Annotated in this window: 15 protein-coding genes; 9 read left to right on the plus strand and 6 right to left on the minus strand. The window is 63.1% G+C overall.

What is annotated here, in order from left to right; genetic code table 11:
- Positions 1-3: 3 nt before the first annotated feature.
- From CH289_RS19035 to CH289_RS19055, 4 genes are all read right to left on the minus strand, one after another.
- Entirely contained in the window at positions 4-876 is an 873-nt protein-coding gene (locus CH289_RS19035; RefSeq protein WP_027498809.1) for an alpha/beta hydrolase, read from the minus strand.
- Positions 873-2,021: a metal-dependent hydrolase family protein gene (locus CH289_RS19040; protein ID WP_231383835.1), complete on the minus strand. Its 1,149-nt coding sequence runs from the start codon at positions 2,019-2,021 to the stop codon at positions 873-875. The genes CH289_RS19035 and CH289_RS19040 overlap by 4 nt, the downstream gene beginning before the upstream one ends.
- Before the next feature lie 289 nt (positions 2,022-2,310).
- Positions 2,311-3,642: an MFS transporter gene (locus tag CH289_RS19045; protein WP_020111763.1), complete on the minus strand. Its 1,332-nt coding sequence runs from the start codon at positions 3,640-3,642 to the stop codon at positions 2,311-2,313.
- Positions 3,643-4,338: 696 nt separating this feature from the next.
- Complete coding sequence (locus tag CH289_RS19055; protein ID WP_037188415.1) at positions 4,339-4,980, minus strand: TetR/AcrR family transcriptional regulator; 642 nt, start codon at positions 4,978-4,980, stop codon at positions 4,339-4,341.
- 144 nt (positions 4,981-5,124) lie between these two features.
- Here CH289_RS19055 and CH289_RS19060 point away from each other — a divergent pair, with 144 nt between their 5' ends.
- The 7 genes from CH289_RS19060 (at position 5,125) to CH289_RS19090 (ending at position 12,656) form a co-directional block, all read left to right on the plus strand.
- Entirely contained in the window at positions 5,125-6,249 is a 1,125-nt protein-coding gene (locus CH289_RS19060) for a VOC family protein (protein WP_020111761.1), read from the plus strand.
- On the plus strand, positions 6,246-7,181 hold the full coding sequence (locus tag CH289_RS19065) for a fumarylacetoacetate hydrolase family protein (protein ID WP_027498808.1): 936 nt from the start codon (positions 6,246-6,248) through the stop codon (positions 7,179-7,181). The genes CH289_RS19060 and CH289_RS19065 overlap by 4 nt, the downstream gene beginning before the upstream one ends.
- Entirely contained in the window at positions 7,174-8,718 is a 1,545-nt protein-coding gene (gene mhpA, locus CH289_RS19070) for a bifunctional 3-(3-hydroxy-phenyl)propionate/3-hydroxycinnamic acid hydroxylase MhpA (protein WP_020111759.1), read from the plus strand. Before CH289_RS19065 ends, mhpA begins: the two co-directional genes overlap by 8 nt.
- Positions 8,708-9,910 carry a cytochrome P450 gene (locus tag CH289_RS19075; protein WP_020111758.1) on the plus strand — a complete coding sequence of 401 codons (1,203 nt, stop codon included), beginning with the start codon at positions 8,708-8,710 and terminating at the stop codon, positions 9,908-9,910. The genes mhpA and CH289_RS19075 overlap by 11 nt, the downstream gene beginning before the upstream one ends.
- Positions 9,907-10,104, plus strand: a complete 198-nt coding sequence (locus tag CH289_RS19080) for a ferredoxin (RefSeq protein WP_019664872.1) — start codon at positions 9,907-9,909, stop codon at positions 10,102-10,104. Before CH289_RS19075 ends, CH289_RS19080 begins: the two co-directional genes overlap by 4 nt.
- A complete protein-coding gene (locus CH289_RS19085; RefSeq protein ID WP_037141492.1) occupies positions 10,101-11,246 on the plus strand; it encodes an NAD(P)/FAD-dependent oxidoreductase in 1,146 nt (381 codons plus the stop codon). The genes CH289_RS19080 and CH289_RS19085 overlap by 4 nt, the downstream gene beginning before the upstream one ends.
- Before the next feature lie 111 nt (positions 11,247-11,357).
- Positions 11,358-12,656 (plus strand): dicarboxylate/amino acid:cation symporter, encoded by a 1,299-nt coding sequence (locus CH289_RS19090; protein ID WP_020111756.1) that lies wholly within the window; start codon positions 11,358-11,360, stop codon positions 12,654-12,656.
- On the opposite strand, the gene CH289_RS19095 is transcribed toward CH289_RS19090, so the two are convergent.
- On the minus strand, positions 12,628-12,963 hold the full coding sequence (locus CH289_RS19095) for a DUF1905 domain-containing protein (protein WP_020111755.1): 336 nt from the start codon (positions 12,961-12,963) through the stop codon (positions 12,628-12,630). The two genes, CH289_RS19090 and CH289_RS19095, sit on opposite strands and share 29 nt — an antisense overlap.
- Before the next feature lie 20 nt (positions 12,964-12,983).
- Complete coding sequence (locus CH289_RS19100; RefSeq protein WP_020111754.1) at positions 12,984-13,724, minus strand: GAF and ANTAR domain-containing protein; 741 nt, start codon at positions 13,722-13,724, stop codon at positions 12,984-12,986.
- A gap of 276 nt (positions 13,725-14,000) precedes the next feature.
- Between CH289_RS19100 and CH289_RS19105 the strand changes: the two genes are divergently transcribed.
- Together CH289_RS19105 and CH289_RS19110 are read left to right on the plus strand one after the other, a co-directional pair.
- On the plus strand, positions 14,001-14,546 hold the full coding sequence (locus CH289_RS19105; protein ID WP_019664865.1) for a CsbD family protein: 546 nt from the start codon (positions 14,001-14,003) through the stop codon (positions 14,544-14,546).
- A complete protein-coding gene (locus CH289_RS19110) occupies positions 14,546-15,508 on the plus strand; it encodes a YihY/virulence factor BrkB family protein (RefSeq protein ID WP_019664864.1) in 963 nt (320 codons plus the stop codon). Before CH289_RS19105 ends, CH289_RS19110 begins: the two co-directional genes overlap by 1 nt.

Raw genomic sequence — 15,508 nt, forward strand, 5'->3', positions numbered from 1 at the left:
CGATCACCGGACATGACATTCCTTCAGATAGCTCAAGAAGGATGCCTGTACTCCGGTGACGTGCGTCTCGTCGAGCATCGAAGTCGACAGGAGCTCCGAACGACCTTGTGCGCGCAGTCCCTCGAGCGCTCTGAGGACATTTCGGGCCAAGCCGCGATACACGGGGACATCGCCCCAGAGTTCTACCTTGTTCAGAGTGACGTGGAGACGTCCGGCGCCTGGGCCGCCGTCGCTCGCTTCCGGAAGGTTTCCGATCATGTCGAACAGTTGGCTGTCTGCGCTGCTGATCCCCGGTGTTCCCGCGCCGACCGTCGAGAAGGGAGTTCCGCCGCGAAGCCACGCGTACAACGCGAAGAGCCCACCGTACGAGAACCCGAACAGCCCGTGACCGGTGTCGCTGACGCGAAGGTGAGAGTGCAGACGAGGGTGCAGTTCGTCGGTCAGAAAGTCCAGAAACGTATCCGCATTGCAGTCCGAGTGTTGCTCGATGTAGGCGTCGATGTCCCGTTGACTCATCGCCCCGGTTTCGCGTGCAGACTCCAATGCAGCCACTACGTCATCGCCGATAGGTTCCCCGGGCGGCACGAGGTCGCGGTTGCGAAGCCGCGCCCAGTCCGATGCCTCGTCACCGGCGTAGCCGACGGTGACTTGAATGTAGGGCGCAATGCTCAGATACGGATCGCGTTGCGTGACGATGAGCGGAGCGGTGAAACCCACGGTCCAGTTGCCGTCCAACACGTAGACCAGTGGCACTGATTCGCTGGATTCTTCGTATCCGGGAGGTGTGGTGATCCAGATTCCGTACCGGTTGCCTGAGCGTGACTCCACTTCGAGGTATTCGGTGTCCGGAAGGCAACCATGCAATATCGCGCTCAACGAATGTCCTTTGCTGTCGTGCCGCTCTTGACTACGAGGACGGCCATCTCGGGATCGGCGAAGACATCGGGGTCTTCGAGAGGGTCTTCCTGCCAGACGGTCAGGTCTGCTCGCATTCCAACCCGCACCATGCCCACGGTGTCGCCCACGCCGAGGATGTTTGCATTGACGCTCGTTGCGGACACCAAGGCCTGCATCGGCGATTCCAACTCCGAACGCACGCGCAACTCGTCGCCGCGCCGTTGCTGATTCGGACCGATGAGGTCGGAACCGAGGCCGATGCGTAGGCCGGACGCGCGGGCAACCTCGAGAGCGGCCGCCATCCGCTCTCGAACTCCTGCTACTCGTTCGACAGTCGCGGGATCGACATCCGCCACCCCGTCGTTCAACAGTTGGTCGATCACGGAGAAGGTGGGCACCATAGCGACGTCGTGCTCGAGCATCAGAGCCGCTGTCTGCTCGTCGATATCGGTGCCGTGTTCTACGCAGCGCACCCCCGCCTGTACTGCGTTGCGAATCCCTTCCTTACCGTGCGCATGCACTGTGACGTACGTGCCTCGTGCTGCGGCTTCCTGCACGGCGACCGCGATTTCCTCGACGGTGAACTGGGTGTCCGCGAGCCGGTCGTGCCCGCCCACGACTCCACCGGTAACGCACAACTTCAGAAACGTGGCACCCCGGCGAAACGTCTCACGCACGTTCTTCCTGAGTTCGTCGGCGTTGCCGGACATCAGCGACAGCGCACACAGCCCGGGAATGTGATGCTGTGTCCACAATTCTGTGGGTTCCCAATCGGCGCCGTAGTATCCGTGCCCGCCGACCTGGCATTGGACAGGGCCACAGGACACGACGTGCGGACCCCGCACCTTGCCCTTGGCGATGACGTCGACGACACCGCGGTCTATGCCACCGGTGTCGCGAACGGTCGTGAAGCCGGCATCGAGGGCGAAGCCAGCCGAGGCGAATATGTCGGCCGCGATCTCGGCGGCAGACAGTTCGAATCCGAACTGTGCTCTGATGGGACTGGACAGACCGAGGTGAACGTGCGCGTCGATCAGTCCGGGGGTGACCAACCTGCCATCCAGATCCACCGTTGTCGCGCCTGCTGGTGCATCGCCGAGGGCGGTGATGATCCCGTTACTCACGCAGACATCCACCGCGGATGGTTCGACACCGGATCCGTCTGCGACTCTTCCTCCTGCGTACCACGTTTCCGTCACACAACCTCCCGGTCTTCGCCTCTTCGGATGTCTCCTCCGTAATGGCAACGATGACGCATGTCTTTCATGTGCTTTCGCCCAGGTCCCATCATGGTGCGTGACCACCGGAACGGACAGTGGCCGCGCGTTGCGACTTGGGCACGGGACCATCGACATATGTCGAGTCCCGGTTCGATCGATTGCTTCGGGAGGTGCCACTGCATCGTTGGGTTTCTCAGCTGTGCAAAGGGCGGTCCGTCCCTGCGATTCTCGATTCCGGTATGCCGCGCCAGAGGACCGGAAGCGCAATCGAAGCGACCGCGGTTGCATAGAACGCCGGCGACAGGTTGCTGCCCGTGGTGTTGACCAGCGTCTCGCATACCAAAGGCGCGGTACCGGCAAAGAGCGCGTACGCAAAGTTGTACGGCAGTGCGGTACCCGTGAATCGAGCATTCGTCGGCATCATCTCGAGGACCGCGAGAAGAGCTGAGGCAAGCAAGGATTGCACGATAACCAAGACGATCAACGCACCTGCGATTGCGACGATGTTTCCCGTGCCGATCAGAACATAGCTGGGAACCGCGACAAGAACCGATGCAACCATTCCGATTCTGACCAGGGGACGCCTGCCTATCCGGTCGACAGTTGCGCCGAAGGCGATGTACAGAGGAACCGCGAGCACCAGGGCACCGGACGTCAGCATCAATGCAGCTGTGCTCGACACTCCTGCAGCGTGTGTCAGGAATGTCGGCATGTAACCGATGAGCATATGAGTAGCGACACCGAGCGACGCGAAGTAGACGAACGCAGTGACCAGAGACCGCCAGTGATTGCGTAACAGATCGGCCAGGGGGCGAGTGAGAAGAGCTTCTTTTTCTTTCATCTCGGTGAAAGCCGGTGTTTCGTCGACCGCAAGCCTCATGAACAGGCCGGCAATTGCGACAACCCCTCCGATGATGAACGGCCAACGCCACCCACCGTCCAGGAAGTACTCTGTGCCAACCGAATTGAACGTCAGTACCGTGATTGTCGCGAGAATGCTGCCGACGAAGGACGAACCGGCAATGATTCCGGCGTAAAGTCCCCGACGGTGGTATGGCGCGTGTTCGACGACGAAGGTGGCTGCTCCGGTGTATTCGCCGCCGGCCGAGAAACCCTGAACCAATCTGCAGACCAGCAGGAGTAGTGGGGCAGCAGCGCCGATGGAGGCGTAGGTCGGCAGAAGCCCGATAGCCGCTGTCGAGCAACCCATGAGCGTAATTGCCAAGGACAGGGATCCTCGGCGGCCGAACCGGTCGCCCAGCCTGCCGAAAACCACGCCGCCTGCGGGCCTGGCGAGGAACGCGACACCGTAGAGTGCAAAGGTGGCGAGCAGAGCGCCGCTGCCGAACTCGGCAGGGAAGAAAACTGTGGCGAGAACTGCGGCGCTGAAGCCGTAAATTGTGAAATCGAACCACTCGACGATGTTCCCCGTTGCGCCGGCGATCAGCGCCTTTCGACGTGTGCGCGCCCGCTCGGGTGAAGTTCTTTCCAGGCTCTCGATACGAGCGTCGGCTGCACCGGTCATGGGGTTCCTCTCGAAGCGGGACTGTAGACGTTTCATCGACGGCGGCGTGGACGCCGAATTCTTTCGAGAACGCCGATCAGAGAACGTCGGGGTCCGAACACTCGTCCCCGCTTTTCGGCGTGACGAAAGCCTATGGCCGGCGATGTAGGCTGCATCACTGCCATATGTTCACAATGTGGGCGAGAACTGCCTGCATTTGTCGAGAGCGACGAGAAGTGCAGCGGGCTGACTACTTGCTTCCGGACGTAACGGCGTGTCACGCGCCGGCGAATTACTACCTATGAGAAGCAAGCTTATTGCAGCCGCACGAGTTAGCGTCGTCATGTGCGGTCTGGCCACCGCTTCGATCTCGACTTCCGGGGTGGCGTCTGCCGGCCCGCAGGACTGTGCCGTCGTGCACGACTCTTTCAGCGCATCGGTAACCTGTCACGACACCGGAGCTCCGCCCCGGAGAGAGTATTTCCTCAGCATCGAATGCTGGGGTCTTCATGGCATCCCCAATGCCTTCCCGTTCTACGCGGTCGGGCCGTACACCGCGTCGACCAGCTCGTTCGGGCCGACAGGTCAGGCATCGGGTACATGCAGCTCGGGGTGGGGTGCGCTTGTGCCGAATGTCGGAGTGGTCACCGGCGCTCACGTGGAGACGTACGTTCAGGGAGGCTGAGTCGCGTTTCCGCACCCCCGAGACCGCGACGGTCAGGGCTGGTCGAGATCGGCAGCGCCCAACGGTATGGGCCGGCTGCACAGTTCTTCGGCCTCGGCGCGTGAAAGTCCGAGTGAGACAAGGATTCCAGCCGTCATGGCGTCGGCGGCGGCTGCGTCGTCGCGGTCGGGTTGCTGCAGGAGTAGTTGCCCGAGGCCGAGGAGAGATCCGGCGACCAACGCCATGGCGAGGTCCGTATCAGGGGCGACGAATCTGCCGGCATCGGTAGCTGCGGCTATGTCGCGTGCAGCCCGCGGAGCCAGGCCCTTCGTCGAGGTGATGAGGGATGGTCCAGAGTTGACCAGAACCCGGCTCAGCTCGGGTTGCAGGCGGAAGAGCCGTCCTGTGATGCGGAAGGACTGTGCAAATATCTCCGCTGGGTCGCTGAGTTCGACGGTGAGTGAATCCAGGTAGTCCCCGAGGGACTCCAGTGCGCTCTCGACTGCGGCAGCGAACAATTCGTCTCTGCTGTCGAAGTGGTTGTAGAACGAGCCCATTCCCACGTCGGCGGCTTGCGTTATCTCCAGGATCGGCGCGTTGGGTTTACCGTCGGCGATGAACCGCTGCGCAGCTGTGATCAGCGCGGAGCGGGTACGAGCCTTGCGGCGTTCGAGCCGGTTTCCTGCAGTGGTCATTCTGCTGGTCGCACCCCTCTTCGCGTGAATGTCCGTCGCCACATTAGACCACCCTCATAGCTGACGATTTAGTCAGAACCCTTGACTGACGGCTCGCTCATAGGTGACGATATCGTCAGAAAGTGGACGAGGGAGGGAACAACGATGGCGGACGCGCACAAGGACATGCACGTCGACCAGGGCGCGCTGCCAGGGGAGCACCCAGGGCGGGCAAAGAATCCGATCGTCAAAGTTCACGACATCGCCTGGCTGGAATTCTGCAAACCGGACCTTCTCCGTGCCGAGGCATTCGCGTCGGCATTCGGGTTCACCGTGACCCATCGTTCGTCCCAGGAGCTTGACCTCCGGGGCACGCAAGGCGGTTCGCCGTGCGTCGTCATCCGCAGAGGCACGCGAACCCGCTTCGTCGGCGCGGCGTTCCAGGCCGTCGACGAGTCCGACGTACTTCGGCTGGGCAAGGCAACCGGACGGCGAGTCGATCGACTGCACGAGAGCATCGGCGGTATCGGGGTCACTCTCCACGATCCGAGCGGACAACCGGTACGCGTGGTCGCCGGCACCCGGGCTCTTCCCGCGCTGACCGGCCAGCGCATCCACCCCCACAACGACGGCGGGAGTCGTACTCGCGTCAACGCGACGTGCCGAACTCCCCATGAACCAGCGCTCGTCGAGCGCATCGGTCACGTCGTCCTCTCGCGCACTCGATATCTCGAAAACCTGAACTGGTACCTGGAACACCTCGGGCTCATCGTGAGTGACTTTCTCTTCTACGAGAATCAGCGCGAACGTGGACCGGTGATGAGCTTCATCCGCTGCGACCGCGGCGACACCCCGACCGACCACCACACCGTGGCGATGACACTGGGACCCTCGGATCGATACGTGCACTCGGCCTACCAGGTGTGTGATCTCGACGCTATCGCCGCGGGAAGCGAGTTCCTGACCGAACGCGGCTACCGCCACTCGTGGGGGATCGGCCGACACATCCAGGGAAGCCAGATCTTCGATTATTGGCGCGATCCCGACGGTTTCCTGGTCGAGCACTTCAGCGACGGCGACCTGTTCGACAGCTCGCTCGAACCCGGTTGGGCCCCGATGACTGCGTCGGGCCTCGCCCAATGGGGACCGCCGGCAACACGAGATTTCCTCGGCATCGCGCCCGGACGGCAATCGTTGGGGGAACTGCGGTCGATCATCTCGTCGCTACGACACGACAACGAATTCGACGCCCAGCGCTTGCGGGGCCTGCTGAAAGTAGCCAACTCATGACTGTTTCGATTCTCCGTACCGTCGACGCCTGGTGGGTGCACACGCCAGGCGGCGCCGTCCGAGTCGGCACCGACGCGGTGACGACAGCCGAGCTCCTTGCCGACCGGGCCGCGATCGACGCCGCACGCCGCGGTTCGGCGACCGCGTCGGTGGAGGGTCTGGCGCTGGTCTCACCGGTGACCGCGCCGTGCAGGGTCGTCGCGCAGATGACCAATTACGTGACACACGTGAGGGATTCGGGGATGAACCCGGAGACGGTGCCGCTGACGTTCTTCCGCAAGGCATCGGGGTCCATCAGTGGTCCGGCAGACGACATCGTCAAGCCCGCGCATGTGCAACTGCTCGATTACGAGATCGAGATCGGGCTCGTCTTCGGCGCATCGATGACCGTGGGCACGGCACTCGACGAGAACAACATGGCCGACTACATTGCAGCTCTCGTCATCACCAACGATGTGTCCGCCCGGGACGTACAACTGCCAAAAACTCAGTTCTACGAGGGAAAGTCGTACCCCACGTTCACGCCCGCCGGACCGGTGTTGCTGCTCCTCGAGGCGGGCGACTTCAGCCGCTTCACCGATCTCTGCCTCACCCTGCGCGTGAACGGTGAAGTACGGCAGAACAGCACGGTCGCGGACATGATCTACCACCCGTTGGACACGTTGCGAACGTTGACACGATTTCAGCGTATGGACCCGGGTGATCTCTTGCTGACGGGCACTCCAGGCGGGACAGCGCTGACGGCGCCCGCCAAACCGATCGAGATCATCGGCTCGCTCCTCCCTCCCGCACTCAAATGGAAGATCTTCTTCAAGAAACAGTCGTCCAACCCGTCGTATCTGCAGGACGGCGATGTGCTGGAACTGGCCGTGTCGACACCCGATGGGGCACTCGATCTCGGCATTCAACGGACCAGGGTTCGGTATGCCTGAGTCCGTCGATCACCACCCGGTCGTGATCATCGGCTCGGGGCCCACCGGGATGACGGCCGCACTGTTGTTGGCGCAGTACGGAATCAGCTGTTCCATCATGGACCGCTGGGAGGGTGTGTACCCGCAGCCTCGGGCGGTGCACATGGACGACGAGGTCTACCGAATACTCGGTGGCCTCGGGTTGGCCGAAGAGTTCGCGGCGATCTCCAGACCGGCCCGCGGGTTGCAGTTGGTCGACCGACGCCTCACGACGCTCGCAGTGTTCGATCGAGACCCCGACCTCAGGCCGCACGGCTTTCCGCAGGCCAACATGTTCGATCAACCCGACCTCGAGCATCTCATGCGGTCGCGGCTGTCCTCGCTCGCCGGCGTCCACATGGCAGGCGGCTGCACCGTCGTCGACGTCGCGAACAGGCGGGACCACTGCGTCGTGACATACCTCGATACACGCACTGGAGAACGCTGTGCCGTCACCGCGGACTATGTACTCGGATGCGACGGAGCGAACAGCACCGTGCGGTCATCGATCGGATCGAGAATGCTCGACCTCGGCTTCGAGCAACGATGGCTGGTGATCGACATCGCCACCGAGGCCGAGCTCGATTTGTGGGAGGGTGTGCACCAGGTGTGCGACACCGAACGCGCCGCAACCTACATGCGTATCGGCCACACCCGTCATCGGTGGGAATTCCGGCTCCGCGACACCGAAACTGCCGACGATTTCGATGATCTCGACAGTGTCCGCCCTCTGCTGACGCCATGGCTAGGTACTGCGGATCGGGACGCACTGCACCTGATCAGATCCACCGAGTACACCTTCCGTGCCCGAGTGGTCGACCGGTGGCGCGATCGTCGCATCTTCGTGCTCGGCGACGCAGCGCACCTGACGCCGCCGTTCATCGGGCAGGGCATGGGCGCGGGTGTGCGCGACGCGATGAACCTGGTCTGGAAACTGGTAGGCGTCATGAACGGATCCTTCGCCGACGACACTCTCGACTCCTACGAAGCGGAGCGCAAACCTCACGTGACGTCGTCGATTCGATTGGCCGTGGCAATCGGGAGGGCAATGACCGGTGGGGGAGCGATCACCGACGCCGTGCGCAAGTCCGTCGCGCCCGTCCTCGGACACCTACCCATGATCGGAGCACAGGTGACCGACAGTACCTCGCCGCGCCTGTCGCCCTCCAATTTCGTTACGCGAAAAGTATTGTCGCGTGGGCTCGCCGGATCGCTGTGTCCCAACGCCGTCGTCGATCGCGGGAGGAGGGTCGACGACGTTGCCCCAGGGTGCTTCCTGTTCGTCTCCACCACACCGCTCACCCGCGAGCAGAACACGGAAGTTGTCCGCCGAGGCGCAACCGCACTGGAGGTCCCGCAATCCTCGGAACTCGGGATGTGGCTGCATCGACGCCGCGCCAACGCTGCCATCGTGCGGCCGGACAGAACCGTGATGGCCGCAGGCCGGTCGGTGCCGTCACTGCACACTCGGTTGCCGAGTTGCGCCTATCGAATTGTCAGGAGCTCCGGTGACCGTTGACTCGTCGGTCCCCCGATACCGACAGAACATCTACGACGTCGACGCGATCGTCGACCCGTATCCCCACTACCAGCGGCTGCGCGCCTTGGGTCCTGCGGTGTGGTTGCCGCACCAACGCGTCTATGCCGTATCGCGTTACGCGGACTGCAAGGCGGTGCTGCTGGACGACGAGTCGTTCATCTCCGGCGACGGAGTGTCGCTCAACGCCGTCGCGAATCGCCTGGGGCGCGGCACGACGCTTAACAGCGACGCGGACGACCATGCGACCAAGAGATCCGTTCTGGCGCACCGCATGACCCCCAAAGCCCTGAGAAAGATGACCACGACAGTGGAGGAGGCCGCCGACGGAGTGGTCGATCGAGCGATGTCGATGCTGGACGTCGATGGGGTCGAGGACTTGGCGATGATCCTTCCGCTGTCGGTCGTTCCCGATCTGGTCGGATGGCCGGAGGACGGCCGCGAGGAGCTGTTGCGCTGGGCCGGAGCGACATTCGACGCAATGGGACCGGTGAATTGCCGGTCGGTCGGTGCTGCGAAGGCCGTGGCGGAAATGATGGCGTTCGCACGTCGCGTCGTGAAGAACAGATCGGTGCTGGAAGGAAGCATGGGCGGCGATGTGCTCACTGCCGCCGACGAGGGCACGATCGACCCGAAGGCGTGCCCTGCGTTGATGGTGGATTACATGGCGCCATCTCTGGACACCACCATCGGAGCCATCTCGAGTGCGCTGTACCTGTTCTCGCAGCACCCGGAGCAGTGGCAGGCGGTGCGGGCCGACCCCACGCTCATCCCAGGCGCCGTCAACGAGGTGGTCCGGTTCGAGTCGCCGCTACGCGCGTTCTCGCGCAAAGCAGCGCGCGACGTCGACATCGGTGGAGTTCCGATTCCGCGTGGGAGCCGCCTGTTGGTGATTTACGCCTCGGCCAACCGTGATGCTGCCGAATGGGATCGACCCGACTCGTTCGACATCACCCGCGATGCTGCTCGGCAGCTCGGCTTCGGGTCCGGCGTGCACGGTTGCGCCGGCCAGGGTTTGGCACGGTTGGAAGCACGATCGATGCTGCAGGCGCTGGCGCGTCGGGTCGAACGAATCGAACTGACCGGAGAGCCGAAGTGGGCCGTCAACAACATCATTCACCGGCTCGAACGGCTACCGCTCGAGCTGGTACCGAGCAGGGGAGAGCAAGCATGAGGATCGACGTCGACTGGGATCGCTGTGAAGGCCACGGACTGTGTGAAGAGGCCGCACACGAGGTGTTCAGCCTCGACGACGACGGCGAACTGCACTACGCGTACGACCACCAGGACGTGCCCGAGGAGCAGGTCGCTGCGGTGCGGTCCGCGATCGGCGCCTGCCCGGTGGCCGCGCTGCGCGAACAGAAATGAACGCAGCTCCGATCGTCGTCGTCGGTCGGTCGACAGCCGGTTGCGCGGCCGCCCGTGAGCTCCGAGCCCTCGGTCACGACGGGGACATCGTCATGATCGGTGGGGATCCGGACGGGTCGTACTCACGGCCGCCGCTCTCCAAGCACGTCCTGAACTACGGCAGCGGCACGTCGGCCCGGTGGGATCTGTCCGACTTGGACATCACCGAACTGAACTCTGCTGCAACACGGTTGAACCCAGACCGAAAGACCGTTGCTCTCTCGGACGGAACCGACGTCGAGTACGGCACACTCGTCGTCGCGACAGGCGCCGATGCTCGACGCCTGGCTCGGGTCGGCCAAGCGGGGGAACTGGTCGTCAGAACCCATGACGACGCACGGGTCCTGCGTTCCCGGCTGGACGCGGCATCGTCGGCGATCATCGTCGGCGCAGGCTTCCTCGGAATGGAAATCGCCTCGGCGTGCGTCCGACGCACTATCGAGACAACGGTCGTCGACGTGGATCCTCCTCTGGAGCGAGTTCTCGGAAGCTTCCTTGCTGCGGCCATCGAAGAGCGCCTGGCGGAGAACAGCGGAAGTATGCTGCGCCCTGCGGGGCCGGTAACGCTGTCCGGCAGTCCCGTGGACGGGATCGTCCTGCCGGATCGCACTGCGCTGCATGCCGATGTCGTTGTCAGTTGTGTGGGGGAGGTGCCGGCCTCCGACTGGCTCGACGGTACCGGCGTTGCGGATCGAGACGGTGTGGGGATAGGAGAGGACTGCTCGACGTCGGTACCCGACGTGTTCGCTGCCGGCGACGTCACGTACTTCCGGGAGCCGTCGAGATATCCCCGACGCGGACCGTTCTGGTCCAACGCTGTGGCTCAGGGCAGGGTTGCTGCAGCATCCGCGCTCGGAGCAGCCGCTCGGTGCGCTCCGGTCGACGACTACTTCTGGACCGAGGTGCTCGGGTTGTCCATCAAGGCGGTAGGTCCGCTGCCACTCGTCGGTGAACCGGAAATTGTCACCGGTTCGGTGGACGACGGGTCGGCCCTGCTGCGCTGGACGCACCCGGACGGTCGAAAGACTCTGGTGGCGTACGGGCTTCGCATGTCAGTGGGAAAGCTCCGCGCACTCGCGCGGGCGGAACAGGGGCAAGGATGAAGACAGCAATCGTGACCGGCGCATCGTCGGGAATCGGCCGCGCTTCGAGGCCGTAATGCGAGTGCAATACGACGGTCACGGCCCGGTAGCGGGCTCGTCTTAGTTTGAGGCATGAAGTCTTTGAGGCATCCCGCTGCACAGATCGGTCTCGCTGCGATCGGCGGCATTGTCTTCGGTCTGCTCGTCGGTGAGTGGGCAGCGAACCTGAAGTTCATCGGAGACCTGTTCATCCGTCTGATCCAGATGTCCATCGTTCCGTTGGTGATGGCATCGGTCATCGTCGCCACCGGATCCATGTCGGGCACCGGTACCGGAAAGATCGCGTTCCGAACGTTCAAGTGGATGATCGGGTTCTCGTTCGTTGCGGCTGTCTTGGCTTGGGTGCTCAGCAGTCTCGTGCGGCCGGGGTCGGGAATGGTGTTCACGCAAGAGTTGGACCCGAGCCTGGAGGAATCGGCGGGGGAAGCACTCGGATGGCAGGACACGCTGCTGAACTTCGTGTCCACCAACGTGTTCGACGCGATGTCCACCGCGACGATGGTGCCGATCATCGTCTTCTCGCTGCTGTTCGGAATCGCACTGCGCATCCACGTGAACAAGACCGGCGACACCGGCGTCCTGAGGCTGTTCGATCAGATTCAACAGATCGTCCTCACGATGATCCGTCTCGTCATGGTGATCGCCCCCATCGGCGTGTTCTGTCTACTGGCAGCTCTCGCAGGAGACGTCGGCTTCTCGGTGGTCTCGACGGCGCTGAAGTATCTGGGCACGACACTCATCGGCGTCATCGTCCTGTTCGCGCTGTTCGTCGCTGTCGTGGCAGCACGAACTCGTCTCAGCCCATGGAAGCTGCCGAACAAGCTCACCGAGCAGACCATCGTCGCAGTGACGACGACGAGTTCGGCCGTCACCTTCCCGACGGTGCTCAAGAACACTGTCGAAAAGGTGGGAGTAAGTCAGAAGGTCGCCAACTTCACGCTGTCCATCGGCCTGACGATGGGTTCCTACGGCGCGGTCCTGAACTACATGATCGTGGTGATGTTCCTCGCGCAAGCCGGAAACATCGACCTGAGCATCGGACAGATCGCCCTCGGTATGGGATTGGCGATCCTCCTCAACATGGGCACCATCACCGTTCCGGGCGGATTTCCCGTCGTCGCGATGTTCCTGGCCACCTCGCTCGGCCTGCCGTTCGAAGCCGTCGGGCTGCTGATCGCAGTCGATTGGTTCGCCGGAATCTTCCGTACCTTCCTCAATGTCAACGGTGACACGTTCGTGGCGATGCTCGTTGCCAACGCCGACGACGAGATCGACCGCGACGTCTACAACGGGACCAAGACCGTGATCGCGGAGGAAATAGATCTGGACGACTACCAGGGCGTCATGGCACGAGCGGATCAGGCCGACTGAGCACCGGGATCTGTTGCTCACAGCGCCCCACGGACAGGTGAATTTCCACGTGGTCACCGTCGTCGATGTCCTCGGGGCGGCGTAGCGCGACCTTCAACGGCACCAGGTATGCACCGTCCTTCGGGATCAGAGAAGTCTCGATTTCGGTGTCACCGATCTTCACCCGAGCGGGGATGACGCCCCATCCGTAGGTCAGCTCACCGAGGTGAGCGTGCAGAAAGTCGTCGACGTGCGCGGGAGTGGCCGCGAAGTAGAACGGCGCGGGACCGCGCCACTGGAACACCTCGGCGTCGAAGACCCAGTCCATGGCCGAAGTGTACGACCGGTTCACGGCACGCGGAGTCCCGGCACTTCTCCTGTTCTTGCGGTCTCGGACGCGATCTCGTGCAGCTTGCGATTGGTGAGCGACGACTCCCGACGAAGCATGTCGAAAGCAGCGTCGCGATCCACCTTGGCCGTGGCCATGACGACTCCGATCGCGATGCCGATCTCACGGCTACGAACAAGCGCGGAGGCCAGGTGGTCTGCCCGCTCCCGTGCACCGGCGTATGCCAACCGAAGGGCCGACTGGTCAGCGAAACGTGCACACCGATCCAGGACGTCGTGTGTGAACGTGCGTGGTTCCGTCGAGTAGAACGTCATCACCCCCAGCTCGACGTCGTCGAGAAGCAGTAGGAAGCTCGCTGTCGAGCGCACCCCGGTACGAGCCAAGATCTCCTGGGAATACTCCGGACGGTCTAATTCGGTGGCCATGTCGTCGACCACGACGGCTCTTCGGCCGTCGATGACCGCCTCGGTCGCCGAGTACCCGGTGATCGACGCGACCTCCAGAGCTGTGCGCATCACCGCTGGATCGGTCGCGGCGACGATGATGGGTCGGGCACGGTCGGTCATCGCAGTGATCGACGCACCCGTGCATCCCACGGTCGCCACGGCCAGGTCGACGATGTTCTGGCAGGTCCGATCGGTGTCGGACCCGCTGTTCGGCCGTCTGATGTCGGACCAGCTTTCGACTATCGACTTCGCGCCCACAGACGACCTACTTCCGTACTTGTTCGGATTCGACATCGGAGGTCGAATCGAGGAGCTGATTCTGGCACGGGTCGTGCCGAGGCAAACGTGTGGCGTCGCGTACAAAACACACTGGTCGGACCTTTTTTCTTCAATCAATTCGCGGCCGAGAGCTTCATGGATCGCTCGCAGGTAGTGTGGCGCAGATCACTTACTTCTTCGCGTTTGTTTTTCTTCGTTCGAACCGACTTAAAGCTGCCGGTTCCCACCGGCCGATCGACCCTCGAACGCCGTACACGCTGTGCGACGTCGCGAACGACATGGAGGAACCTGATGTCCGACTTCATCGACAAAGCGCAACACAAGGCCGACGAACTCGCCGGTGATGCGAAGGAGCGCATCGGCAACGCCACCGGCGACGACGAACTCCGCGGTAGCGGGGCGGCGCAGAAGGCCAAGGGCAATGCCCATCAACTCGCCGACACCGTGTCCGACGGCGCCGAGGAACTGGGCGACAAGGCGTCGGAGGTCGCTGACAAGGCAGCAGACGTCGTATCCGACGCGGCCGATTCGGCAACCAAAGCAGCCTCCTCGCTCGCCGACACCGCGGCATCGACCGCAGCCGACGCCAAGGCGTCGGTCACGGACTTGGCCGACAATGCAGCATCCAAGGTCCGCGAGGTCGACGTCGACAGCGTCGTGGACACGGCGACATCTCCTCGAACCGTGGCCGTCGTCGCCGCTGTGATCGGCGCCGGGACGATCGCGTTCGTCATTGCCAGGAGAAACCGTCGTCAGCGTCAGCTGAAGGCCGCGCCGACTCGCGCAGTGCGGGCACTGGCGCGGAGCATCGAATCGAAGTCCCTCTTCGACCGCTGATGGTCTCTCGCATCGACGGGTTCCAGCGCAAGCACCCGGCAGCAGGGTTCCCGCTCGCGGTCGTCTACAAATTCCTCGACGACCGCGGCGGATACCTGGCGGCATTGATCGCCTACTACGCGTTTCTGTCGCTGTTCCCGCTGCTGCTGCTGTTCACCACCCTGCTCGGCATCGTGCTGGCGGGCAATCCCGATCTGCAGGAACGCATCCTCGACTCGGCGATGAGTCAGATCCCGGTCATCGGAGACCAGCTCGGCGAGCCCGACCGGCTCAGTGGCGGCGTCACGGCAATCGTGATCGGTGTGGCCGGCTCGTTGTACGGCGGTCTCGGGGTGTCACTGGCGGTGCAACACGCGTTGAACACTGCGTGGTCCGTCCCGCGCAACAACCAGCCGGACCCGATTCGCGCCCGAGTGCGCGGGCTGCTGCTGCTCAGCACCGTCGGCAGCGCGATCATCGGTTTGACCGTGCTGAACGTCGTCGCGTCGTCCGGCCTGTTCGGCTTCGCCGGTGGTGTGTCGGCGATCCTGGGCGCGATCGCGCTCAACAGTGCGGTGTTCGCTGCCGCGTTCCGTATCGGAACCGCGCGGCCATTGAGTGTCCGCGACGTGCTGCCCGGAGCCGTTGCAGCCGCGGTGATCTGGCAGGCTCTGCAATCCTTCGGCGGTATCTACATCCGCTACGTCGTCGGCAACGTCAGCACAAGCAACGGTGTGTTCGCAATCGTGCTGGGGCTGTTGGGTTTTCTGTACGTGGCGTCGGTTCTGATCGTGATCTGTATCGAGATCAACGCAGTTCGAGTAGACCACCTTCATCCGCGCGCGCTGCTGACACCGTTCACCGACAATGTCGAACTCACCGAGGGCGACAAGAACTCGTACACCGGGCAAGCGGAAGCTCAACGCAACAAAGGGTTCCAGGAAATCACCGTCACCTACGAAGACAACCCGCAGAACGACTGA

This window comes from Rhodococcus sp. RS1C4 (assembly GCF_002258225.1).
In the GTDB taxonomy this organism is placed as follows: Bacteria; Actinomycetota; Actinomycetes; order Mycobacteriales; family Mycobacteriaceae; genus Rhodococcoides; species Rhodococcoides fascians_E.

What these genes read in the sequence shown, in the direction of transcription:
- CH289_RS19090 (WP_020111756.1), top strand. Translation starts at nt 11,358, where the DNA reads ATGAAGTCTTTGAGGCATCCCGCTGCACAGATCGGTCTCGCTGCGATC.
- CH289_RS19080 (WP_019664872.1), top strand. Translation starts at nt 9,907, where the DNA reads ATGAGGATCGACGTCGACTGGGATCGCTGTGAAGGCCACGGACTGTGT.
- mhpA (WP_020111759.1), top strand. Translation starts at nt 7,174, where the DNA reads ATGCCTGAGTCCGTCGATCACCACCCGGTCGTGATCATCGGCTCGGGG.
- CH289_RS19105 (WP_019664865.1), top strand. Translation starts at nt 14,001, where the DNA reads ATGTCCGACTTCATCGACAAAGCGCAACACAAGGCCGACGAACTCGCC.
- CH289_RS19045 (WP_020111763.1), bottom strand. Translation starts at nt 3,642, where the DNA reads ATGACCGGTGCAGCCGACGCTCGTATCGAGAGCCTGGAAAGAACTTCA.
- CH289_RS19055 (WP_037188415.1), bottom strand. Translation starts at nt 4,980, where the DNA reads ATGACCACTGCAGGAAACCGGCTCGAACGCCGCAAGGCTCGTACCCGC.
- CH289_RS19065 (WP_027498808.1), top strand. Translation starts at nt 6,246, where the DNA reads ATGACTGTTTCGATTCTCCGTACCGTCGACGCCTGGTGGGTGCACACG.
- CH289_RS19100 (WP_020111754.1), bottom strand. Translation starts at nt 13,724, where the DNA reads ATGTCGAATCCGAACAAGTACGGAAGTAGGTCGTCTGTGGGCGCGAAG.
- CH289_RS19095 (WP_020111755.1), bottom strand. Translation starts at nt 12,963, where the DNA reads ATGGACTGGGTCTTCGACGCCGAGGTGTTCCAGTGGCGCGGTCCCGCG.
- CH289_RS19060 (WP_020111761.1), top strand. Translation starts at nt 5,125, where the DNA reads ATGGCGGACGCGCACAAGGACATGCACGTCGACCAGGGCGCGCTGCCA.
- CH289_RS19110 (WP_019664864.1), top strand. Translation starts at nt 14,546, where the DNA reads ATGGTCTCTCGCATCGACGGGTTCCAGCGCAAGCACCCGGCAGCAGGG.
- CH289_RS19085 (WP_037141492.1), top strand. Translation starts at nt 10,101, where the DNA reads ATGAACGCAGCTCCGATCGTCGTCGTCGGTCGGTCGACAGCCGGTTGC.